Here is a 21,465-nt window from a genome sequence, read left to right on the forward strand (position 1 = left end):
AATCACCCAGATCAACGCCGAATACACCGCAAACAGATAAAACTCCGGATGGCCGGCCGCCATATGGCGCAGCTGAAGAATGAAGATGAACACGGCCGGACCTGCTTCCGCAGAGGGGTGTTGGCATCCACGACGTTGAGGACCTGAGAGGGTGGGATTCCCCGGTGAACGGGGACCGGAAACGCCTGTGAGGTTGTGGTGCCCCATTCTGGGGGTGTTCTCAGAGGTCGATCAAGCCATGTGGGCAGTGATCACGCAGTGTTTACAAACCCGACACATGCTCAGGACCTCAGGCCCTATTGCGGGCGGCCACCGCTCAGGCGGTGCTGGGAGCCGGCCGCTCGGGCTGGCCGTAGAACGACCGCTCGAACACGGCGCGCGCACGACGGGTGACGGCGAGATAGTCCTGCTCGAGCTGGCTGGCCGATCCCGGCGGGTACTCGAGCAGGCGCGCGACGCCGTCCAGCTGCACGCGGTCGGACGGCAGCACGTCCGCGGTCTTGTTGCTCCAGAGCGTCATCGCCGAACGCGCGCGCGAGGCGAAGACCCACGCATCCCGCAGTTTGCCGGCATCGTCGTCGCTCACCAGGCCGTTCTCGGCGGCCACCGACAGCGCCCCCAGCGTCGACGTCGTGCGTAGCGCCGGAAGCTCGGCGGCGTGCTGCAGTTGGATGAGCTGCACGAACCATTCGACGTCGCTCAGCGATCCGCGGCCGAGCTTCAGGTGCCGAGTGGGGTCGGCTCCCTGCGGCAGCCGCTCGTTCTCCACCCTCGCCTTGATGCGCTTGACCTCGCGCACCGCCTGGTCGGTGATCGCAGGGGGGTAGCGCACCTCGTCGGCGACCAGCTCGAAGTCGGAGAGCAGTGCGGCGTCACCGGCGACCCCCCGGGCCCGCAGCAGGGCCTGTGCCTCCCAGGTGAGCGACCAGCGCTGGTAGTACGCACGATACGACTCGAGGGAGCGCACCGGTGTGCCGTTCTTGCCCTCGGGACGCAGGCCGATGTCGAGGTCGAGAGGCAGTTGGTTGTCCTCGGTCAGCCGGTTCAGGTCCGACACGATGCCGAGCGCGGCGGTATGCGCCGCTCCTTGATCGTCCCCCAGCGCGCGGAAGACGTACATCACGTCGGCGTCCGACCCGAAGCCGAGCTCTCGCCCGCCGAACCGTCCCATGCCGATGACGGCGAACTCCAGGAGGTCGCGATCGCCGCGAGCGGCACGTACCGCCTCGAGGACGCCGGCGATCACATTCTCGGTGACGGCCGACAGTCCTTCGGCGAGCTCCTCGACGGTGCAGAATCCGAGGATCGCCGAGAAGGCGAGCCGCAGCACCTCGCGCCGCCGGGCCGCGCGGAGCGCCGCCGCCGCCGTCACGGCCGAATCGTGCCGCGCGAGGATGGCGCGGGTCTCCTCCTGCAGCTGCTCCGCCGACCGCGGACGCAGCTCGTCCTCCGACTCGAGCCACGCGACCGATTCCGGGATGCGGCCGAGCAGCTCACCGGCGTAACGCGACCCCGACAGCACCCGGGTGAGACGTTCGGCCGCGCCGCTCGAATCGCGCAGCATCCGGAGATACCAGTGCGTCGAGCCGAGGTCCTCGCTCAGCCGCCGGAAGGTGAGGAGTCCGTAATCCGGGTCGGCGCCGTCGGCGAACCACTGCAGCATGACCGGCAGCAGGTGCCGCTGGATGGTCGCGCGCCGCGAGACCCCGCCGGTGAGGGCGGCGATGTGGGCGAGCGCACCGCGCGGGTCGCGGAAGCCGATCGCCGCGAGCCGCGCCTCGGCCTGGGCGCTGGTCAGTCCCGGCCCGTCGGTCAGCCGGGCGTCCTCCGTCGCCGTCGCCGCCACTGCGCTCAGCAGCGGCCGGTAGAAGAGCCGCTCGTGCAGGCCGCGCACCGCGTGCTTGATGCCGGTCCACACCTCGAGCAGCTGCGTCGCGCCCGGCGCCAGCCCGGATGCCCGTGCCAGCACCCGCACGTCGCCTTCGTCGCGCGGCATGAGGTGCGTACGCCGGAGGTGCCGCAGCTGCAGCCGGTGCTCGAGGAGGCGCAGGGTGCGGTAATCCCGCGAGAACTCCGCCGACTCCTCTCGCCCGATGTAGCCCTGGGCGGCGAGAGCCGCGAGCGCGGGCAGCGTCGCCCGCTGATGCACCTGGTCGTCGGTCTGGCCGTGGACGAGCTGCAGCAGCTGCACCGTGAACTCGACGTCGCGGAGCCCGCCCGGTCCGAGCTTGAGCTGGTATTCGACCTCGTCGTCGGGGATGTGGTCGGTGACGCGCTCGCGCATCCGCTGCACCGACTCGACGAAGTTCTCGCGGGAGGCGCTGCTCCACACCTTGGGCGAGAGGGCGGTGACGTACCGCTCCCCCAGCTCCAGGTCGCCGGCCAGTGGGCGCGCCTTGAGCAGCGCCTGGAACTCCCAGCCCTTCGCCCAGCGGTCGTAGTAGGCGAGGTGCGACTCCAGCGTGCGCACGAGCGCGCCATCCTTGCCCTCAGGTCGCAGGTTGGGGTCGACCTCCCACAGGCCGGGCTCGATGGCGGGCGCATCGATGCCGCGCATCATCAGCACCGCGAGGCGTGTGGCGATGTCGACGGCGCGGCCGGACGACAGCCCGGCCTCCTCGTCGCCCTCCGCCACGAAGATCACGTCGACGTCGCTCACATAGTTGAGCTCGCGGGCGCCGGCCTTGCCCATCCCGATCACCGAGAACCGCGTGGCCCGCACCTCGTCTTCGGGGAAGCGCCCAGGGCCGGTTCCGCTCGCCTGGCGCCGGGCGACGGCGAGCGACGCCTCGAGTGCCGCAGCGGCGACATCCGCGAGGGCGGCTGCCACGGCGTCCAGCCCGTCGACCGGGTCGGACTGCTCGAGATCGAAGCTCGCGATCTGCGCGAGCCGCCGCCGGTACCGGATGCGCAGGGCCGTCCACGCCTCTTCCTCGATGACCGCCGCGAAGCCGTCGACGGCCCCGACCGACGCGAGCAGGTCGTCGCGCAGTTCGGCGGCGGTCGGCAGGCGCGTGATCGGCTCGGCGAGCGCATCGAGCTGGGCCGGCTGACGGAGGAAGAATTCGGCGAGCCCCTCGGATGCGCCGATCACCCGCAGCGCGCGCTCGGCCGGCTGACGCCTGATCAGGTACCGTGCGGCCTCATCGGGCGCACGACGCAGCAGGGTGATCGCGCATGCGAGAGCCGTGTCCGGATCCGCGGCGACTCGGAAGACCGGCAGCGACTCCTCGACCGGGAGCCCCGTGAGCGCGGCCAGCTCGTCGAGCTGCGCGCGCACGGAGCTGAGCCCCACGAAACCGGCTCGCGCCAGAGTGGTCAGGGAGAGCTGGTCGCGCGCCACGGCGCCTAGAGGATCTCGAGGTTGGTCTGCAGCTCGTACGGGGTGACCTGCGCGCGGTACGCATGCCATTCCTGCCGCTTGTTCAGCAGCACGTAGTTGAACACCTGCTCGCCGAGCGTCTCGGCGACCAGCTCCGAATCCTCCATCAGCGAGATGGCGTGGTCGAGGCTGGCCGGAAGCTGGCTGTAGCCGAGCGCGCGACGCTCGGCGTCGCTGAGCGCCCACACGTTGTTCTCCGCCTCGGGCGGCAGCTCGTACTGCTCCTCGATGCCCTTGAGGCCGGCGGCCAGCATGAGCGAGAAGGCGAGGTACGGGTTGGCCGCCGAGTCGATCGCGCGGTACTCGACGCGCGAGCTCTGGCCCTTGTTGGGCTTGTAGAGCGGAACGCGCACGAGCGCCGAGCGGTTGTTGTGACCCCAGCAGACGAAGCTGGGCGCCTCGTCGCCGCCCCACAGCCGCTTGTACGAGTTGACGAACTGGTTGGTCACCGCGGTGATCTCGGGCGCATGGCGCAGGAGGCCGGCGATGAAGTGGCGGCCGATCTTGGAGAGCTGGTACTCGGCGCCCGGCTCGAAGAACGCGTTCGTGTCGCCCTCGAAGAGCGACATGTGGGTGTGCATCCCGGACCCCGGATGCCCGGAGAGCGGCTTGGGCATGAAGGTGGCGTAGACGCCCTGCTCGATGGCCACCTCCTTGATCACCGTGCGGAACGTCATGATGTTGTCGGCCGTCGTGAGCGCGTCGGCGTAGCGCAGATCGATCTCGTTCTGGCCGGGGCCCGCCTCGTGGTGGCTGAACTCGACCGAGATGCCGAGGTCTTCGAGCATCCGGACCGATCGGCGGCGGAAGTCGTGGGCGGTGCCGCCCGGCACGTTGTCGAAGTAGCCGGCGGAGTCGACGGGCTCGGGGCCCTCCGGACCGTACTGCGACGACTTGAGCAGGTAGAACTCGATCTCCGGATGCGTGTAGAAGGTGAAGCCGCGGTCGGCCGCCTTCTCGAGCGTGCGCTTGAGCACATTGCGCGGGTCGGACACCGACGGCTGGCCGTCGGGCGTCGTGATGTCGCAGAACATGCGGGCGGTCGGGTCGATCTCGCCGCGCCACGGCAGGATCTGGAACGTCGTGGGGTCCGGATGCGCGAGCAGGTCGGACTCGTAGGCGCGGGTCAGGCCCTCGATCGCCGAACCGTCGAAGCCGAGGCCCTCCGCGAACGCGCCCTCGACCTCGGCCGGGGCGATCGCGACGGACTTGAGGGTGCCGACGACATCGGTGAACCACAGCCTCACGAACTTGATGCCACGTTCCTCGATCGTGCGAAGAACGAAGTCGCGCTGCTTGTCCATCCTGCCCCTTTCGTCAGCCTTCTTAGGCTACTGGTTCCACAGGCCCGGCGCGGCCATCTAGGCCTGTCTGCCGCTCACTAGACTGAGCCCATGTCTGAGCAGTCTCCGATGCCGTCCGTCTCCTCCTCGATCCCGACGATGCAGTCGCTCAAGCGGGTGCGAACCCGGCACTTCCAGACCGCGAAGGAGCAGGGCTCCAAGTTCACCGGGCTCACCAGCTACGACCAGCTCACCGCGCAGATCTTCGACGCGGCCGGCATCGACTTCCTGCTCGTCGGCGATTCGGCGGGCAACAACGTGCTCGGCTACGAGACGACGCTGCCGGTGACGGTGGACGAGCTCATCCCGTTGACCCGCGCGGTCGCCGGGGCCGTCAAGCGCGCCTTCGTCGTCGCCGACATGCCGTTCGGCTCGTATGAGACCGGAGCGCTCGAGGCCCTCCACACCGCCGTGCGCTTCATGAAGGAGACCGGCGCCCACGCCGTCAAGCTCGAGGGCGGTGTGCGCAGCGCCGATCAGATCCGCCGCATCGTCGACGCCGGAATCCCGGTCATGGCCCACATCGGCTTCACGCCGCAGAGCGAGCACGGCCTGGGTGGGCACATCATCCAGGGTCGCGGTGAAGGGGCCGAGCAGCTGCTCGCCGACGCGCACGCGGTCGAAGACGCCGGAGCGTTCGCCGTCGTGATGGAGATGGTGCCGGCCGACATCGCCAAGCGCGTGACGGCCGAGCTGCGCATCCCGACCATCGGTGTCGGCGCCGGCCCCGATGTGGACGGCCAGCTGCTGGTCTGGACCGACTGGGCAGGACTCACCACCGGGCGCATCCCGCGCTTCGTCAAGCAGTACGCGGACCTGCGCGGCATCCTGACCGATGCGGCCACGGCCTTCAAGGCCGACGTGCAGGGCGGCGCCTTCCCGACCGAGGAGCAGAGCTTCTAGCGATCGTCGCGCGCGTCTTCCTCAGCCCACTTGGCGCTGTTCTCGCGGAGCTTCTCGAGCGCGTGCTCGGCCTCTTCGTGCGTCTCGAACGGTCCGACCCGGTCGGGCGCAGGAGACAGGAAGCCCTGCTCGACCTGGCCGGTCTTCATGTTGTACCAGAAGCGGTGCTCCGCGTCCTGCGTGATCCCATAGTCGTTCTCGCCGGTCATAAGCTTGATCCTATGCCCAAGGATTCCGCCGGTCACCTGGTTCCCGGACGCGTCTCGCCGATGCGCCCCGTCCCCTCCAGCATCCCCCGCCCGGAATACGTCGGCAAGAAAGGCCCGTCCCCCTACAGCGGCGGCGACGTCTACACGCCCGACGAGATCGCTCTCATCCGCGAGTCCGGCCGCATCGCGGCGCAGGCGATCGAGCTGGTCGGCGAGGCCGTCCGTCCCGGCATCACCACGGAAGAGCTCGACACCATCGGGCACGAGTTCCTGCTGGCCAATGACGCCTATCCGTCCACCCTCGGGTACCGCGGCTACCCCAAGTCGATCTGCAGCTCGGTGAACGAGGTGATCTGCCACGGCATCCCCGACGACACCGTGCTCGACGACGGCGACATCGTCAACATCGACATCACTGCGTACAAGAACGGCTTCCACGGCGACAGCAACCAGACCTTCATCGCCGGCACGGCGAGCGAGGAGGTCACGCTGCTCGTCGACCGCACTCGCGAGGCCCTCAACCGCGGCATCAAGGCCGTCGCACCCGGCCGCCAGGTGAACGTGATCGGCCGCGCGGTCGAGTCGTACGCCAAGCGGTTCGGCTACGGAGTCGTGCGCGACTTCACCGGCCACGGCGTCGGAGCGGCGTTCCACTCCGGCCTGATCATCCCGCACTACGACTCCGCGCCGCTGTACGACGACGTGATGGAGGTCGGCATGGTGTTCACCATCGAGCCGATGCTCACGCTGGGCACGCACGAGTGGGACATGTGGGCCGACGACTGGACCGTCGTGACGCGCGACAAGAGCATCACTGCGCAGTTCGAGCACACACTCGTCGTCACCGAACGCGGAGCCGAGGTCCTGACGCTTCCATGATCCGTGGCGCGGCGGGGTAGATTCGTGCCATGAGTTCGAAGAACACCGCAATCGGGATCGACGTCGGGGGTACGGGTATCAAAGGGGGTCTCGTCGATCTCGACTCCGGCGAACTCGTCAGCGACCGCGTGAAGCTGCCGACTCCGGAGGGCGGCAAGCCCGACGACATCGTCCAGACCACGAAGAAGATCGTCGACCAGCTGGCCGCGGAAGACCCGGACGCCCCGGTCGGCGTGTGCTTCCCCGCCATCGTCAGCCACGGGGTCACCCTCTCGGCGGCGAACGTGTCGAAGAAGTGGATCGATCTGCACGCGGAGGACCTCTTCGAGAAGGCCCTCGGTCGCGACATCCACTTCGTGAACGACGCGGATGCGGCGGGCTACGCCGAGTCCCGCTTCGGAGCCGCGAAGGACAAGAGCGGCCTCGTCATCATGACCACCCTCGGCACGGGCATCGGCTCCGCGCTGATCTACGACGGCGTGCTCATCCCGAACGCCGAGCTCGGCCACCTCGAGATCGACGGCGCCGACGCCGAGTCGAAGGCCGCGTACTCGGCCAAAGAACGCGAGGACCTCTCGTGGGAGAAGTGGGCGAAGCGACTGCAGAAGTACTACTCGACCCTCGAGTTCCTGTTCACCCCCGACCTGTTCATCGTCGGGGGCGGCGTCTCCAAGAACTACAAGGACTTCCTCCCCCTCCTCGACCTGAAGACCGAGATCGTGCCCGCGGTGCACCGCAACAATGCGGGCATCCTGGGTGCGGCCGCGCTGGCGGTGCGCGGGGACCGCTAGGGTTCGGCCCGGGCTCGTCGAGTCTAAGATTCAGGGACGGGACCTCGGCTCTCCCGGGGACCCGACGGTGAATGCACTCCAGCTGAACATCGCGCTGGCGGAGATGGACGAGTAGACGATGCCACGAGGCCACCTGCGGGTGATGCTCGGCGCTGCGCCTGGCGTCGGCAAGACGTACGCCATGCTCGAAGAGGGCAGGCGCCTGCAGGCCCTCGGCAGAGACGTGGTCGTCGCGGTCGTGGACACCCACGGCCGCGCCGCCACGGCGTCGATGCTCGACGGGCTCGAGGTGATCCCCCGGCGCACGATCGAGCACCGCGGCATCGAGCTCACCGAACTCGATCTGGATGCGGTGCTGGCGCGCGCGCCGCAGCTCGCCCTGGTCGACGAGCTCGCCCATACGAACGCCCCCGGCTCCGAGCACGCCAAGCGCTGGGAGGACGTGGAGGACATGCTCGCCGCCGGCATCGACGTGATGTCGACGGTGAACATCCAGCACATCGAGTCGCTGAACGACGTGGTCGAGCAGATCACCGGGGCGCATCAGCGCGAGACCATCCCCGACTCCGTGCTGCGCAGCGCCGACCAGATCGAGGTGGTCGACCTCGCACCGCAGGCCCTGCGCGATCGCCTGACCGACGGCGACGTGTATCCCGCCGCCCGCATCGACGCTGCGCTCGCCAACTACTTCCGTCTCGGCAACCTCACCGCCCTGCGCGAGCTCGCGCTGCTCTGGCTGGCGGACGAGGTCGACAGCTCCCTGCTGCGGTACCGCGCCGAGCACGGCATCGCCGGCACGTGGGAGGCGCGGGAGCGCGTCGTCGTGGCCCTCACGGGCGGCCAGGAGGGAGAGACCCTGCTGCGCCGCGGAGCGCGGATCGCTGCGCGGTCGGCCGGCGGCGAACTCCTCGCCGTGCATGTCACCAGCCAGGACGGCCTGCGCGAGGCCAACCCCCGCGCGCTCGCCGCCCAGCGGGCCCTCGTCGAACAGCTCGGCGGAACGTATCACCAGGTCGTCGGCAGCGACATCCCGCGCGCCCTGGTCGACTTCGCCCGCGGCTCCAACGCGACGCAGCTCGTCATCGGCGTCAGCCGCCGCAGCCGGCTCGCAGCCCTGCTCACCGGCCCCGGCATCGGATCCACCGTCATCCGCGAATCCGGTGACATCGACGTGCACATCGTCTCGCACTCGCGGGCGGGGGGACGGTTCTCGCTCCCCCGGCGCACCGGCGGGCTGACGGCGCGCCGCAGGGTTCTCGGATTCCTGCTGGCCCTGGTCGGCGGCCCCCTGCTCACCTGGCTGCTCGTGTCGATGCGCACCGCGGACTCGATGACCAGTGACGTGCTGAGCTATCAGTTGCTCGTGGTGCTGGTCGCCCTGGTCGGCGGCATCTGGCCGGCGCTGTTCGCAGCACTGCTGTCCGGGATCACGCTCGACTTCTTCTTCGTCGAGCCGCTCTACACGATCACGATCAGCGAGCCATTGCACTTGCTGGCGCTCGTGCTCTTCCTGGTGATCGCCACGCTCGTGAGCCTCGTGGTCGATCAGGCCGCGCGCCGAAGCCGCGCGGCGATCCGCGCCGCGGCGGAAGCCGAGCTCCTCGCGACCGTCGCCGGCGGCATCATCCGCGGCGAGAACGCCCTGCAGGCGCTCGTCACCCGCACCCGCGAGGCGTTCGGCCTCACGGGCGTGCGACTGCTCGACGGCACCGAGGTCGTCGCCACCGACGGCGAGCCGTCGGATGCGGAGCACACCCGCACGACGCCGGTCGGCACCCGCGGCACGCTCGAACTCTCCGGCCGTGACCTGGAGGCCGCCGACCGCCGACTCCTCGCCGTCATCGTCACGCAGCTCGACGCGGCCCTGGAACATCGCGAGCTCACCGCGACCGCGAGCGAGCTCGCGCCGCTGGCCGAGACTGACCGCGTGCGCAGCGCCCTCCTCGCGGCCGTCGGACACGATCTGCGACGACCGCTCGCCGCCGCGACCGCCGCCGTCACGACACTCCGGCAGTCCGATCTGCGTCTCAGCACGGACGACCGCGAGACCCTCCTCGAGACGGCGGAGGAGAGCCTCGACAACCTCGCCCGCCTTGTCACCAACCTCCTCGACGTCAGCCGCGTGCAGGCCGGCGTGCTCGCCGTGTCCCTGGCGCCCACCGACCTCGACGATGTCGTGCCCTCCGTGCTCGACGAGCTGTCGCTCGGGCCGGCCGAGGTCGAACTCGACCTTCCCGCCTCCCTTCCCGCCGTGCTGACCGACGGGATTCTCCTGCAGCGCGTGCTGGTCAACCTGCTGAGCAATGCGCTGCGGTTCTCCCCCGTCGACTCCCGCCCGGTCATCGCCGCCAGCGAGTTCGCCGGCACGGTGCAGGTGCGCGTGATCGACCACGGCCCCGGCATCCCCGGCGAGCGCCGGGAGAGCGTGTTCGTGCCGTTCCAGCGGCTCGGCGACACGGACAACACCACCGGTGTCGGTCTCGGCCTCGCGCTCTCCAAGGGGTTCGTCGAGGGCATGGGCGGCACCCTCGAGGCCGAGGACACCCCCGGAGGCGGGCTCACCATGGTCGTCTCCCTTCCGGTCGCGCCGTCGGCCGCACACCGCGAGGAGGCACAGTCGTGAAGATCCTGATCGCCGACGACGACCAGCAGATCCTTCGGGCGCTGCGCATCCTGCTCACTGCCCGCGGCTACGACGTGTCGGTGGCCAGAACGGGGGCGGAGGCGCTCAGCCTCGCGGTGGACCAGCATCCGGACCTGGTGGTGCTCGATCTCGGCATGCCCGAACTGAACGGGATCGAGGTCATCGAGGGACTGCGCGGCTGGAGCCAGGTGCCGATCCTCGTCGTGTCGGGTCGCACCGACTCCGGCGACAAGGTCGACGCGCTCGACGCCGGCGCGGACGACTACGTGACCAAGCCATTCGCGGCGGACGAACTGCTCGCGCGCATCCGGGCGCTCACCCGCCGCCAGCCGGCCGCCACCGACGAGCCCGTGGTGCGGTTCGGCGACATCGCGGTCGACCTGGCCGCGCGCCAGGTGACGCGCACGACGCCCGACGGCACGCAGGCGGTGCGTCTGACGCCGACCGAATGGGCGATCCTCGACGTGCTCGTGCGCAACCCGCGTCGCCTCGTGACGCGGCAGTCGCTGCTCACCCAGGTCTGGGGACCGCAGTACACCAGCGACACCGGCTACCTCCGCCTGTACCTCGCACAGCTGCGCAAGAAGCTCGAACCGGTGCCGTCGCGCCCGCGCTACCTGCTGACCGAGCCGGGGATGGGCTACCGGTTCACACCCGACGACTGAGGCGTCTCACGGGCCCGCCCGGCCCGCGATGCGAGCGATCGTCACCGCCGGATCCGCCTCATCGACCCGCGGAACGATCAGCGACGCCGACGAGCACTCCCAGAGCCGCTCCAGCGTGCGGACGCCCAGCACCGTGATGGCCACGACCACGCCGAGCGCGACCGTGAACGCGCCCACCCAGTAGACGAGCGCGACGACGCCGACGCGGAACACCTCGTCGTAGTGGCCGGGAGTCACGGCGTCGCCCGGCGCCGGCACGAACGACGGGGCCGCGGCGAACAACCAGACGGCGAACCAGTAACCGAGCACGACCAGGGCGATCACCACACCGGACAGCACGCCGGCGATCACGGAGATCCTCCGCGCCCGCTCGTCGCCCACCATGACTCCCCCGTCGATCGAGGAATGGGCCGGCTGTTACGCCGGGTTCTGTCCGGGTGCCGAAGCACCGTGGACGGCCATCTATCTCGGGACGACGTTGCCGCCGCCCTCCAGCGGTCTACCCGGGAACTCGGCGAGCAGCCTCAACGTTCCCTGTCTGACCTTGCTCCGGGCGAGGTTTACCGAGCCGGCCGGGTCACCCCGGTCGCTGGTGGTCTCTTACACCACCGTTTCACCCTTACCGCCCGCCGCGACCTCTCGGCCGCGCCGGGAGGCGGTCTGTTCTCTGTGGCACTGTCTCGCGGGTTACCCCGGGTGGGTGTTACCCACCGCCCTGCTCTGTGGAGCCCGGACGTTCCTCGGCGGCTCACCGAGGTGAGCCGACGCGACCGTCTTGCCGGCCCATTCGTGAATCAGCCTACAGGCCGAAACTGGGCGTTCAGCCGAGTCTCGGCAGAGGTTCAGAGACCGGATTCCTCGTTGCGGATCAGGATGGCGCCGCTGTCGGGGCAGAGCACCACGTCGTCGGCCGCCGCCCGGCGGATGACGGCCAGGTCGGACTCGGTCAGCTTCACATTGCTGCCCAGCGAGACCCCGTGCAGGAGGGCGGCGGCGCCGATCCCGTAGCGGGCGCGCTGCTTCTCGTAGAGCTCGATCAGGTCGGTGGGGATCGTCGCGGCGATGGTCTCGCGATCCTTCGCCAGGGAGGCGCGCTGGGCGTCGATCTTCGCCAGTTCCTCCCCGCGCGCGGCCTCCAGGGCGTGCACGCGGGCGCCCAGTTCGGCCCGCTCACCCTCGACGGCGGCGAGCGATGCTTCGAACTCCTCGACCCGCTCCATGACCGTGAGTTCGATCTCCTCGAGATCGTCCCGCCGCTTCCGGAGTGCGGCCAGCTCGTTCTCGAGAGCCTGCACGTCCTTCATCGACGAGGTCTGCTGCGCGCGAGCCGTGTCGCGCGCCATCCGTGCTTCGACGACCTCCACGTCGGATTCGACCCGCTTGAGCTCGGTGCGGGCGTCTTCGAGCTCACCGGTGCGGGCGATCCAGCGGGCGCGCAGCGCGTCCACCTCCGGCTGCAGGCTCTGCAGCTCCTTGGTCTGGGGCAGGTTCTTGGCCGTGTGCTCGAGCTGGGTGAGACGCGTGTCGGCGCTCTGCAGTCGCAGCAGCTCGTTCTGATCAGTGGGGCTGGCTTTCACGGTTCACGTCTCTCTTCGGTTCAGGATGGTCGTCACGGGTGTCGCCTCCGCGGTCACTGCAGGATGGCGAAGTCCCAGGGGTCGGTGCGCAGCTCGCTCACCTCGACGGAGACACCGGGCAGCGCGGCGCGCAGCTGGGCGGCGGCGGTGTCGAGCCAGAGCCACTCGCTCGCCCAGTGCGACACGTCGAGCAGGGCCGGTCCGCCGGACAGCAGTGCCTGCTCCCGGGCCTCCGACGCCGGGTGGTGGCGGAGATCGGCCGTGATGTAGACGTCGGCCGAGCGCACGGCCTCGGCGGAGAGCAGCGAGTCGCCCGCTCCCCCGCAGACGGCGACGCGCGAGACGGGCTGGTGGTAGTCGCCCGACGCGCGCACGCCGCCGGCGGTGGGCGGAAGCAGGTCGGCGACCCGGCGGGCGAGCGCACCGAGCGTCGTCGGCTCGGAGAGCGTTCCGACCCGGCCGATGCCGGTCTCGCCGTCGCCGGACGGGTCGATCGGGGTCGGGTCGACGAGACCGAGGCGGGCGGCCAGCACGGCCGAGGTCCCATCGGCGACCACGTCGGCGTTGGTGTGCGCGGCGATCAGCGCGCAGTCCGCCCGGATGAGTCGAGCCAGCAACGCGCCTTTGTAGCGGTCCTCCGCGACGCTCGTCACGCCGCGCATCAGCAGCGGGTGGTGCACCAGCAGCAGATCCGCTTCGCGTTCGATCGCCTCGTCGACCGTGTCCGCCACGGCGTCGACGGCGAGCAGGATGCGTTCGACCCCGGCGGCAGGATCCCCAGACAGCAGGCCGGGCGCATCCCAGCTCTCCGCGCCCGCCAGCGGCCAGAGCGCCTCGACGGCGGCGTGGACGGAAGACAGTGTGTGTGGCACGGCAACGAGCCTACGGGATTCGCCCATCAGCATCAGCAGGTCAGCCGATCGCCCGCTCCTGCCGGCGCACGGCCGGTATCCCCGCCACGAGCGGCGTGAGCGCGCCGATGGCCAGTGCCACGATGACCCCGAGCTCGCTCAGCGCCAGCGGGCTCGCCGGGTCGACGCCGAACGCGCGCCACAGGTACCCCTCCCACTCCAGCCACGGCACATTCGACCGGATGAGCCCGAGGCCGACGATCGTGGCGACGACGAGCATCGCCAGGTTGCCCCAGCGCCAATCCGGATAGATGCCGCCGCGCGTCACCAGCGACGGCTGGTGGAGACGGCGGACGCGCACCATCATCTCCGCCGCGAAGAGCCCGGCCCACGCCGCGACGGGGACCGCGAGGGTGATGGGCACGCTCTGCACGATGCTCGACAGGTCGAGGGCCGTGAGGGTGAGCAGCACCCCGGCGACGGTGATGCCGGCCGTGATCACGATGGTGTTCGTCGCGCGGGGAAGCCGCAGGCCGATCGCCAGCAGGGTGAACCCGCCCGAGTAGATGTTCAGTACGAGAGCCGACAGCAGGCTGAGGGTGACCGACAGCAGCAGCGGGATCGGGTACCACCACGGCAGCCCGAGCTCGGAGAACGCCACGATCGGGTTGACGGCGAGCTGCTGCGCGAAGGCGCTGTCCGACGCCGCGAGCATGCCGCCGTAGGAGATGAGGACCAGCGGAGGGAGCGCCGCACCGAAGGTCGCCCACAGCATGCCGCCACCACCGGACGATCCCGGCCGCTGATAGCGGGCCACTTCCGCGCTGCTGTTCGCCCAGGCGAGACCGATGAAGCTGAACACGATCACCGCGCCCGTCACGACGCGCAGCCAGGCCGCATCCGGAACCGCGAGCGTCGCCGTGAGGTCCACCGAGCGGGCGGTGATCGCGATCATCGTGACGATCAGCACGGCCGAGGCGATCGTGAGCACCAGTTGCACCCGCGCGACGAGCGAATAGCCGAAGTACGCGACGGCGAGCGCGATCAGGACGGCCACGACGAGAGCGATGGTCGTCGGGACGACGGCGTTCGACGACCAGCCCTGGGCGACGGCCAGCGAGCCGGCCGCGTCTCCGATCAGCCACAGCAGCACCGCGCCCCAGAACAGCCGAGTGAGCACGGCGAGCGCGGCCGGCACGACGTTGCCGCGGAGACCGAAGGTCGCACGGGAGACCACCATCGTAGGCTGGCCGCTCCACTTGCCGGCGAGCGTGCCGAGGCCGAGCGGCAGGAACGACAGCGCGACGCCCACCAGGGTCGCGACGAGGATCTGACGCAGGCTCAGGCCCAGCTCGAACAATGTCGCGCCGACGCCGACGCTGATCAGCGACGACGTGGCGGCGAACCAGAGCCAGAACAAACGAGAGGCGTGCCCGACCCGGCGATCGACGGGGGTCGGCTCCACGCCGGACTCCTCCACGACGAACAGGGGTGCCGCCTCGGGCTCCGCATCGAACAGCAGGCGCTCATCCGTTGACACCCGCGGGCTGGCCAGGGGCGCCGACAGCGATCCCGTCGGAAGCCGCACGTCGTCGGCGTCGTCCTCGAGATCGTCGTCGATCTCGTCGCGCGCCAACCCGGCGGCGACCGCGTGCCCGGCCAGTTGGTCGGCCTCGACGATGGGGAGCGGCACGGAGTCGACGCTGGGAGCATCCGGATGATCGACGGGCAGCGGCTCGAGGGGCACGAAGGGCACGGGCTGCGAGTCGGCGGGCGCGGTCTCCGGTGGCACGTAGCCCAGCGGCTCGACGCGCTGCCGGGGTTCCGGTGTCGAGGTGTCGACGGCAGGGATGTCGGCGGGGGTCGGGATGTCGGCGGCCGGGGGCGGTGGCGGCTCCGGCGGTGACTCCGCGGCGGCCGCGGGAGCGATCCAGGCGCTGAACGTCGGCTCCGGTCCGTCGTCGCGGCGCCGGAGGTCGAGGTCGTCGAAGCTGATCAGCTCGGTCGGTGTTCCGTCGGCCCAGGCGGCGTCATCGTCCTCCTCGCCGTGGGGCGCGGCGTCGGGCTCCGGCTCGGGCTCGGGCTCCGGCTCGGACTCGGGCTCGGGCTCCGGCTCGGGTGCAGCGTCGGCTACCGCCTCGGGAGCGGCGGCGACCTCGGCGGGCGGCGGCGCCGGGCTCTGAATAGGGATCGCCGTCGTCGCGCGTGCGGCCAGCACGTTCTCGAGGTGGGTGATCGCCGCGAGTGTGTCGTGCGCGTTGAGGTCTTCGTCGACGAGCGCCGCCACCTGGTCGTCGGTGAGGAGGGCGGCATCCGCGATGCCGTCGGTGCCGACGACGGTCGGGCCGGCGATGATCGGCACGGCCGAGGTCATGCGCGAGACCTGCTCCTCCAGGGCACGCGCCAGCTCGTCGTCGTCGTGGATCGCCTGGGGCGCTGACGCGGCGACGGGCTCGAGCTCAGTAGCCGACTCAGCGACGGATTCCGGCTCGGCGGCAGATTCTGCGTCTTCGCTCACGGGCTCGGGGTCGGGATCGCTCCCGGGCGCGCGGCGACGCACGGGCGGCGTATACGTCGCCCTCCGTCGCCCCGGGACAGACACGACGGACGGGTCGTTCGCGACCTCATCGCTGTCCATGACGAAAGCCTACCGACGCAGCCGGTGGCGGAACCGGTGCGCGGCCTGCGATTTCACCCCCGCTCCGAGGGTCGGTCGCGCGCGGTTCCCGCGGCGACGTACCATCGACTCGATGACCACGACCATTGCGACTCCGTACGAAGACCTGCTGCGCGACGTCCTCGCGAACGGCAGCCGAAAATCCGACCGCACGGGCACCGGGACACGCAGCGTGTTCGGCCGCCAGCTGCGATTCGACCTCGCCGAGGGATTCCCCCTCATCACGACCAAGCGCGTGCACTTCAAGTCGATCGCGTACGAGCTGCTCTGGTTCCTCCGCGGCGACAGCAACGTCGGCTGGCTGCGTGAGAACGGTGTGACCATCTGGGACGAGTGGGCGGACGCCGATGGCGAGCTCGGTCCGGTCTACGGCGTGCAGTGGCGCTCCTGGCCCGCGCCCGACGGCTCGCACATCGACCAGATCAGCCAGGTCATCGACCAGCTGCGCACGAACCCGGATTCCCGTCGCATCATCGTCTCCGCGTGGAACGTCGCCGACATCCCGCAGATGGCGCTCGCGCCGTGCCACGCGTTCTTCCAGTTCTACGTCGCCGACGGTCGGCTCTCCTGCCAGCTCTACCAGCGCAGCGCCGACATGTTCCTCGGCGTCCCGTTCAACATCGCCAGCTACGCGCTGCTCACCATGATGGTCGCGCAGCAGGTGGGTCTGGAGCCCGGAGAATTCGTCTGGACCGGCGGTGACACCCACATCTACGACAACCACCTCGACCAGGTCGCCGAGCAGCTGAGCCGCGACCCGTATCCTGGTCCGAAGCTGCGGTTCGCGCGCACGCCCGCGAGCATCTTCGACTACACGTTCGAGGACTTCATCGTGGAGGACTACCAGCACCACCCGGCCATCCGCGCAGTGGTGGCGGTGTGAGCCTCGCCCTGATCTGGGCGCAGGCGAACGACCGGGTCATCGGCGCCGGCGGCCGGATGCCCTGGCACCTTCCCGAGGACCTCGCGCATTTCCGCGCCCTCACCGGCTCCGGCGCGGTCATCATGGGACGCAAGACCTGGGACTCGCTGCCTGCACGCTTCCGGCCGCTCCCCGGTCGGGCGAACATCGTGGTCACCCGGCAGTCCGGGTACGAGGCCACCGGGGCAACCGTGGTCGACTCGATCGAAGCCGCCGTCGCCGCGGCTGGACCCAGCACGTCGTCGACCACCTGGGTGATCGGGGGCGCCGAGCTCTACGGCCTCTCGCTGCCTGCGGCCGACCGCGTCGAGGTGACCGAGATCGACCTCGACGTCGACGGAGACACCTGGGCTCCGCCGCTCGGCGACGAGTGGAGCGTCTCGGCGATCGATCCCGCCGACGGCTGGCACACCGCCGAGGGCGGCCTGCGGTACCGCTTCCTCACCTACGTGCGCTGAGCGCCGACGCGGTCAGGTGAGGCCGGCGATGAGGTTCACGGTCGTCGCCAGGATCACGGAGCCGAACAGGTACGACAGCAGGGTGTGCCGCAGCACCGTGTTCCGGATGGCCGTGTTGCCGATGTTCGTGTCGGAGACCTGGTACGTCATCCCGAGGGTGAACGACAGGTAGGCGAAGTCGCTGTACTGCGGCGCTTCCTTCTGGTTGAAGTCGATGCCGCCCTCGGTGCCGCGGTAGTAGAGCCGCGCGTAGCGCAGGGTGAACAGTGTGTGCACGAGGGCCCAGGAGAGGGCGACGCTGGCCACCGCGAGCACGGCGAGCCCGAGCTTCTCGATGCCGGCCGAGTGCCGGGCGGCGACCAGGATGATCACGATGGCCACGACGCTGGCGATGCTGGCGATCAGCAGCAGCAGCTCCGAGATGCGGTGCCCCGGGTCCTCCTTGATGGCGTGCGCCTTCGTCTGGGTGGGGCCGAACCGCCAGATGACCGCCCAGACCCAGACCACGTACACGACGCAGGCCGCCGCCCACCCGGTCGCCCCGGCGTACGCCCAGCCTCCCGGCAGTCCCGTCACGATCGCGACGACGACTCCGACCGCGAACGCGACGATCATCCGCAGCCTCGAACGGCCGTGCCGCACCTTCAATTCATTGCTCACAGGGGGATGTTCGCACAGCCCGTGTCATCCGTCCCTGCGCCACAGCGGTCGCGGCTACGATCGTCTCGTGACCACCGCTCCCGTTTCGCCCGCCGTCCCGCTCACCGACCTCGACACGGACTCCCTGCGCGCCGCCAACGCCCGGTTCCAGGCCGCGTACGACGCCCTCGCGGCGCAGGGGCTGAAGCTCGATCTGACCCGCGGCAAGCCGTCGGCCGACCAGCTCGACCTGTCGAACGAGCTGCTGCGTCTCCCGGGCGACGAGTACCGGGATGCGGCGGGCACCGACCTGCGCAACTACGGCGGCGCCCTCGGCCTGCCCGAACTGCGCGCGATCTTCGCCGACGCTCTGCTCGTGCCGCCGGCCCAGCTGTTGGCGCTCGGCAACGCCAGTCTCACGGTGATGCACGACGTGATCGTGCAGGCCATCCTCCACGGCGTCCCCGGCGGCGAGCGCCCGTGGGGCGCGCGCACCGTGAGCTTCCTCGCGCCGGTCCCCGGGTACGACCGCCACTTCTCGATCTGCGAGCGGTACGGCATCCGGCTGATCCCCGTCCCGCTGAACGACGACGGACCCGACATCCCGACGGTGCGCGCCCTGCTCGAGGCTGACGACAGCATCGTCGGCATGTGGTGCGTGCCCGTCTACTCGAACCCCAGCGGCGCGGTGTACAGCAAAGAGGTCGTCCGCGAGCTGGTCTCGCTGCCGGCGGCGCCGGACTTCCGCCTGTTCTGGGACAACGCCTACGTGGTGCACCACCTCACCGACGAGCGGCCGACCCCGATCGACGTGCTGGGACTCGCCGCCGAGGCAGGCAACCCCGACCGTCCCCTGGTCTTCGCCTCGACCTCGAAGGTCACGTTCCCGGGCGCCGGCGTCGCGTTCGTCGGCGGCTCGCAGGCGAACATCGACTGGCTGGTGCGCAACATGGCCGTGCAGAGCATCGGACCCGACAAGATCAACCAGCTGCGTCACGTGAGGCTGCTGCAGGATGCCGACGGCCTCGCCGCGCACATGGAGAAGCACCGGGCCATCCTCGAGCCCAAGTTCCAGGCGGTCTCCGAGATCTTCGAGAACCGGCTCGCCCCGCACGGAGGCGGCCGCTGGACAGCACCCCTCGGCGGCTATTTCGTGAGTCTCGACGTGCTCGACGGAGCGGCCGAGCGTGCCGTCCAGCTCGCCGCCGCGGCCGGCATCGCGGTCACACCCGCCGGCGCGACCTTCCCGTACGGCGACGACCCGCGCGACGCGAACATCCGGATCGCGCCCACCTTCCCGCGGCTCGATGAGCTGCGCACGGCGCTGGATGGGCTGTGCACGGCGATCCTGCTCGCCGAGAGCGAGACACTGCTGGCCCAGCGGGGCGACAGCGAGGGATGAGCGGCTGGCGGGTCCGTCCGAGCACCGAGGAGGATTGGCGCGCGTACCGCGCCATCCGGCTCGAGATGCTCGCGGACACCCCGATCGCATTCCTGGAGACCCTGGAGCGCGCGCAGCGGCATCCGGATGAGCACTGGCAGAACCGTGCGGCCAACAGCTCGACGTCGAGCCGGCTCTTCGCCGCGGTCGACGATGACGGCACGTGGCTCGGCACCATGGGCGGCTTCCTCGCCACCGGGGCGCGCGACCCGCACCTGGTGGGTGTCTACATCACGCCGCGGTTCCGCGGTCGCGCCCACGGCGTGGCCGACGCCCTGCTCGACGCCGTGATCGCCTGGGCGGCCGAGCGCAGCGGCCGCCTGCTGCTGCAGGTGCACGAGCGCAACGAGACGGCCATCCGGTTCTATCGACGGCGCGGGTTCGAGCTGACCGGGGCCACCGAGCCGTACCCGCTCGATCGCACCGCACTCGAGCTCGAGATGGCCCTCCCGCTCACCTGACCGCGGCCCGCCCGGCCGGCCGGCTGGCCGGCCGGCCTTTTTCGTTGAGGGGCGGCAAACGCAGCCAAAACCGCGGTTTTGGCTGCGTTTGCCGCCCCTCAACGAGATCAGGGCACGGGCTCGAAGCCGAGCGCGAGCTCGATGAGGAGGCGGGCGCCGAAGCCCGTCGCGCCCTTCGAACGCCACGCGTCGTCCGCATCCGACTGCATCGTGCCCGCGATGTCGAAGTGAGCCCACGGCAGACCGCCGACGAACTCGTTCAGGAACAGGGCGGCCGTCGTCGCCCCGGCGTACGGACCGCCCAGGTTCGAGATGTCCGCGATGTCGGAGTCGAGCGCCTTGCGGTACTTCTTCTCGAGCGGCAGCTGCCACACCTGCTCGTCGGTGACCTGCGAGGCCCGCTTGGCCTGATCGACGAGCGCCTGATCGTTGCCGAACAGGGCCGCCGTCGCCGGGCCGAGCGCCATGAGGGCCGCCCCGGTGAGGGTCGCGATGTCGACGATCGCGTCAGGCTGCTCCTCGGTGGCGAGCACCAGGCCGTCCGCCATCACGAGCCGGCCTTCCGCATCCGTGTTCTTCACCTCGACGGTCGTACCACCGCGGATCGTCAGCACGTCGCCGAGTTTGTACGCCGAGCCGCTCGGCATGTTGTCCGTGCACATCAGGAACGCCGTGACCGTCGTACTGCTGTTCAGGTCCCGCAGCGCGGTGAGGGCCCCGAAGACCGCCGCCGCTCCCCCCATGTCCATCTTCATCAGCAGGTGCATCGGATCGGACGGCTTGAGGCTGATGCCGCCCGAGTCGTACATGACGCCCTTGCCGATCATCGCGAGATGACCGGTCGAGTCGCCGTTCGGCGTGTAGGTCACCTTGATCAGCCGGGGCTCCTCCGCGCTGCCGGCGTTGACCCCCAGCAGTCCCCCGCAGCCCAGCTCGATGAGCCGCTGCTTGTCGAACACCTCGACCTGGAGGCCGAAGGTGTCTGCGACGGAGACGGCGAAATCGGCGAAGTCGGTTGCGGTGAGATATCCGGGAGGCGTGTTCGTCAGATCGCGGGCGAGGTTCGCCGACCGGGCCGTGATCACGCCGCGCGGGATGCCGGCCGTCACGCCGGACACGGACGACGCGTCGACGAGCACCTCCACCGCCGCCAGCGCCGTGGTCTTCGGATCCGACTTCAACTCGGTGAAGCGGTAGCGGCCGAGCAGCACGCCCTCGGCGACGACCTGCCCGATGGTCTCGGGGTCGATGCCGTCGACATCCGGCAGTTGCAGGCCGATCCGCGCGGCCGAGGCGGCCGCGCGTGCAGCCGTCGCGGCCGCGTCGCGCAGAGCGTCGGCGGTGAGCTCGGCCGCGGCCCCGGCGCCGACAGCGATTCGCAGTCCCGCCCCGGGCAGCAGGAGCGTCTGACCCGGCTTGCCGTCGAAACCGGCGGCCGCGAGCGCATCCCGATCGGCTCCGAGGTCGACGGGCAGCTCTCCGTCGCTGGTCACGACGACGCCGATCGCACCGAGGTCGCTGGAGAACTCCGTGACCGCGTCGAAGTCGACGACGCGCTCCGGGAGCAGGGACGGCGCCGGCGTGAAGTCGCCGGCGATCAATTTATACGCGCTGGGTGCCATT

At 70.2% G+C, this 21,465-nt stretch carries 18 protein-coding genes and 1 other RNA gene; 9 read left to right on the plus strand and 10 right to left on the minus strand.

Features of this window, described 5'->3' with window-relative positions:
• Positions 1-316: 316 nt before the first annotated feature.
• Positions 317-3,343 (minus strand): bifunctional [glutamine synthetase] adenylyltransferase/[glutamine synthetase]-adenylyl-L-tyrosine phosphorylase, encoded by a 3,027-nt coding sequence (locus PKE84_RS05970; protein WP_271176312.1) that lies wholly within the window; start codon positions 3,341-3,343, stop codon positions 317-319.
• Positions 3,344-3,348: 5 nt separating this feature from the next.
• Positions 3,349-4,686, minus strand: coding sequence for a type I glutamate--ammonia ligase (glnA, locus tag PKE84_RS05975; protein ID WP_271176313.1), 1,338 nt, complete (start codon positions 4,684-4,686; stop codon positions 3,349-3,351).
• Between the two features lie 90 nt (positions 4,687-4,776).
• Here glnA and panB point away from each other — a divergent pair, with 90 nt between their 5' ends.
• On the plus strand, positions 4,777-5,628 hold the full coding sequence (panB, locus tag PKE84_RS05980; RefSeq protein ID WP_271176314.1) for a 3-methyl-2-oxobutanoate hydroxymethyltransferase: 852 nt from the start codon (positions 4,777-4,779) through the stop codon (positions 5,626-5,628).
• On the opposite strand, the gene PKE84_RS05985 is transcribed toward panB, so the two are convergent.
• Positions 5,625-5,837, minus strand: a complete 213-nt coding sequence (locus tag PKE84_RS05985) for an SPOR domain-containing protein (protein ID WP_271176315.1) — start codon at positions 5,835-5,837, stop codon at positions 5,625-5,627. The two genes, panB and PKE84_RS05985, sit on opposite strands and share 4 nt — an antisense overlap.
• 12 nt (positions 5,838-5,849) lie before the next feature.
• Between PKE84_RS05985 and map the strand changes: the two genes are divergently transcribed.
• The 4 genes from map to PKE84_RS06005 all read left to right on the plus strand — a co-directional run bounded on the left by map (position 5,850) and on the right by PKE84_RS06005 (position 10,816).
• Positions 5,850-6,716 carry a type I methionyl aminopeptidase gene (gene map, locus PKE84_RS05990; protein ID WP_271176316.1) on the plus strand — a complete coding sequence of 289 codons (867 nt, stop codon included), beginning with the start codon at positions 5,850-5,852 and terminating at the stop codon, positions 6,714-6,716.
• A 29-nt stretch (positions 6,717-6,745) separates the two neighbouring features.
• Positions 6,746-7,507, plus strand: coding sequence for a polyphosphate--glucose phosphotransferase (gene ppgK / locus PKE84_RS05995; RefSeq protein WP_271176317.1), 762 nt, complete (start codon positions 6,746-6,748; stop codon positions 7,505-7,507).
• A gap of 118 nt (positions 7,508-7,625) precedes the next feature.
• Complete coding sequence (locus PKE84_RS06000) at positions 7,626-10,130, plus strand: DUF4118 domain-containing protein (protein ID WP_271176318.1); 2,505 nt, start codon at positions 7,626-7,628, stop codon at positions 10,128-10,130.
• Positions 10,127-10,816, plus strand: a complete 690-nt coding sequence (locus PKE84_RS06005) for a response regulator (RefSeq protein WP_271176319.1) — start codon at positions 10,127-10,129, stop codon at positions 10,814-10,816. Before PKE84_RS06000 ends, PKE84_RS06005 begins: the two co-directional genes overlap by 4 nt.
• A gap of 6 nt (positions 10,817-10,822) precedes the next feature.
• On the opposite strand, the gene PKE84_RS06010 is transcribed toward PKE84_RS06005, so the two are convergent.
• The 5 genes from PKE84_RS06010 to PKE84_RS06030 form a co-directional block, all read right to left on the minus strand.
• The gene (locus tag PKE84_RS06010; protein ID WP_271176320.1) at positions 10,823-11,200 is read right to left on the minus strand and encodes a hypothetical protein; all 378 of its coding nucleotides are present in this window, start codon (positions 11,198-11,200) and stop codon (positions 10,823-10,825) included.
• A gap of 18 nt (positions 11,201-11,218) precedes the next feature.
• Positions 11,219-11,602, minus strand: an RNA gene (rnpB, locus tag PKE84_RS06015) — RNase P RNA component class A.
• Positions 11,603-11,658: 56 nt separating this feature from the next.
• Positions 11,659-12,393, minus strand: a complete 735-nt coding sequence (locus PKE84_RS06020; protein WP_271176321.1) for a zinc ribbon domain-containing protein — start codon at positions 12,391-12,393, stop codon at positions 11,659-11,661.
• 53 nt (positions 12,394-12,446) lie between these two features.
• The gene (locus PKE84_RS06025; protein WP_271176322.1) at positions 12,447-13,265 is read right to left on the minus strand and encodes a Nif3-like dinuclear metal center hexameric protein; all 819 of its coding nucleotides are present in this window, start codon (positions 13,263-13,265) and stop codon (positions 12,447-12,449) included.
• Positions 13,266-13,305: 40 nt separating this feature from the next.
• Positions 13,306-15,882: a cytosine permease gene (locus PKE84_RS06030; protein ID WP_271176323.1), complete on the minus strand. Its 2,577-nt coding sequence runs from the start codon at positions 15,880-15,882 to the stop codon at positions 13,306-13,308.
• 112 nt (positions 15,883-15,994) lie between these two features.
• Here PKE84_RS06030 and PKE84_RS06035 point away from each other — a divergent pair, with 112 nt between their 5' ends.
• Together PKE84_RS06035 and PKE84_RS06040 are read left to right on the plus strand one after the other, a co-directional pair.
• Complete coding sequence (locus PKE84_RS06035) at positions 15,995-16,804, plus strand: thymidylate synthase (RefSeq protein WP_271176324.1); 810 nt, start codon at positions 15,995-15,997, stop codon at positions 16,802-16,804.
• Positions 16,801-17,301: a dihydrofolate reductase gene (locus PKE84_RS06040; protein ID WP_271176325.1), complete on the plus strand. Its 501-nt coding sequence runs from the start codon at positions 16,801-16,803 to the stop codon at positions 17,299-17,301. Before PKE84_RS06035 ends, PKE84_RS06040 begins: the two co-directional genes overlap by 4 nt.
• A gap of 12 nt (positions 17,302-17,313) precedes the next feature.
• On the opposite strand, the gene PKE84_RS06045 is transcribed toward PKE84_RS06040, so the two are convergent.
• Positions 17,314-17,961, minus strand: a complete 648-nt coding sequence (locus tag PKE84_RS06045; protein WP_271176326.1) for a DUF1345 domain-containing protein — start codon at positions 17,959-17,961, stop codon at positions 17,314-17,316.
• Positions 17,962-18,028: 67 nt separating this feature from the next.
• Between PKE84_RS06045 and PKE84_RS06050 the strand changes: the two genes are divergently transcribed.
• Positions 18,029-19,342 carry an aspartate aminotransferase type Ic gene (locus tag PKE84_RS06050; RefSeq protein WP_271176327.1) on the plus strand — a complete coding sequence of 438 codons (1,314 nt, stop codon included), beginning with the start codon at positions 18,029-18,031 and terminating at the stop codon, positions 19,340-19,342.
• On the plus strand, positions 19,339-19,842 hold the full coding sequence (locus tag PKE84_RS06055; protein WP_271176328.1) for a GNAT family N-acetyltransferase: 504 nt from the start codon (positions 19,339-19,341) through the stop codon (positions 19,840-19,842). Before PKE84_RS06050 ends, PKE84_RS06055 begins: the two co-directional genes overlap by 4 nt.
• Before the next feature lie 107 nt (positions 19,843-19,949).
• On the opposite strand, the gene PKE84_RS06060 is transcribed toward PKE84_RS06055, so the two are convergent.
• A complete protein-coding gene (locus PKE84_RS06060) occupies positions 19,950-21,464 on the minus strand; it encodes a leucyl aminopeptidase (protein ID WP_271176329.1) in 1,515 nt (504 codons plus the stop codon).
• Between the last annotated feature and the right edge of the window lies 1 nt (position 21,465).

This window comes from Leifsonia poae, from assembly GCF_027921845.1.
Classification (GTDB): domain Bacteria; phylum Actinomycetota; class Actinomycetes; order Actinomycetales; family Microbacteriaceae; genus Leifsonia; species Leifsonia poae.

Excerpts from the sequence above, each read along its gene's own strand:
- PKE84_RS05985 (WP_271176315.1), bottom strand. The coding sequence starts at position 5,837 with ATGACCGGCGAGAACGACTATGGGATCACGCAGGACGCGGAGCACCGC.
- PKE84_RS06060 (WP_271176329.1), bottom strand. The coding sequence starts at position 21,464 with ATGGCACCCAGCGCGTATAAATTGATCGCCGGCGACTTCACGCCGGCG.
- PKE84_RS06030 (WP_271176323.1), bottom strand. The coding sequence starts at position 15,882 with ATGGACAGCGATGAGGTCGCGAACGACCCGTCCGTCGTGTCTGTCCCG.
- panB (WP_271176314.1), top strand. The coding sequence starts at position 4,777 with ATGTCTGAGCAGTCTCCGATGCCGTCCGTCTCCTCCTCGATCCCGACG.
- ppgK (WP_271176317.1), top strand. The coding sequence starts at position 6,746 with ATGAGTTCGAAGAACACCGCAATCGGGATCGACGTCGGGGGTACGGGT.
- glnA (WP_271176313.1), bottom strand. The coding sequence starts at position 4,686 with ATGGACAAGCAGCGCGACTTCGTTCTTCGCACGATCGAGGAACGTGGC.
- PKE84_RS06035 (WP_271176324.1), top strand. The coding sequence starts at position 15,995 with ATGACCACGACCATTGCGACTCCGTACGAAGACCTGCTGCGCGACGTC.
- PKE84_RS06055 (WP_271176328.1), top strand. The coding sequence starts at position 19,339 with ATGAGCGGCTGGCGGGTCCGTCCGAGCACCGAGGAGGATTGGCGCGCG.
- PKE84_RS06010 (WP_271176320.1), bottom strand. The coding sequence starts at position 11,200 with ATGGTGGGCGACGAGCGGGCGCGGAGGATCTCCGTGATCGCCGGCGTG.
- PKE84_RS06000 (WP_271176318.1), top strand. The coding sequence starts at position 7,626 with ATGCCACGAGGCCACCTGCGGGTGATGCTCGGCGCTGCGCCTGGCGTC.
- map (WP_271176316.1), top strand. The coding sequence starts at position 5,850 with ATGCCCAAGGATTCCGCCGGTCACCTGGTTCCCGGACGCGTCTCGCCG.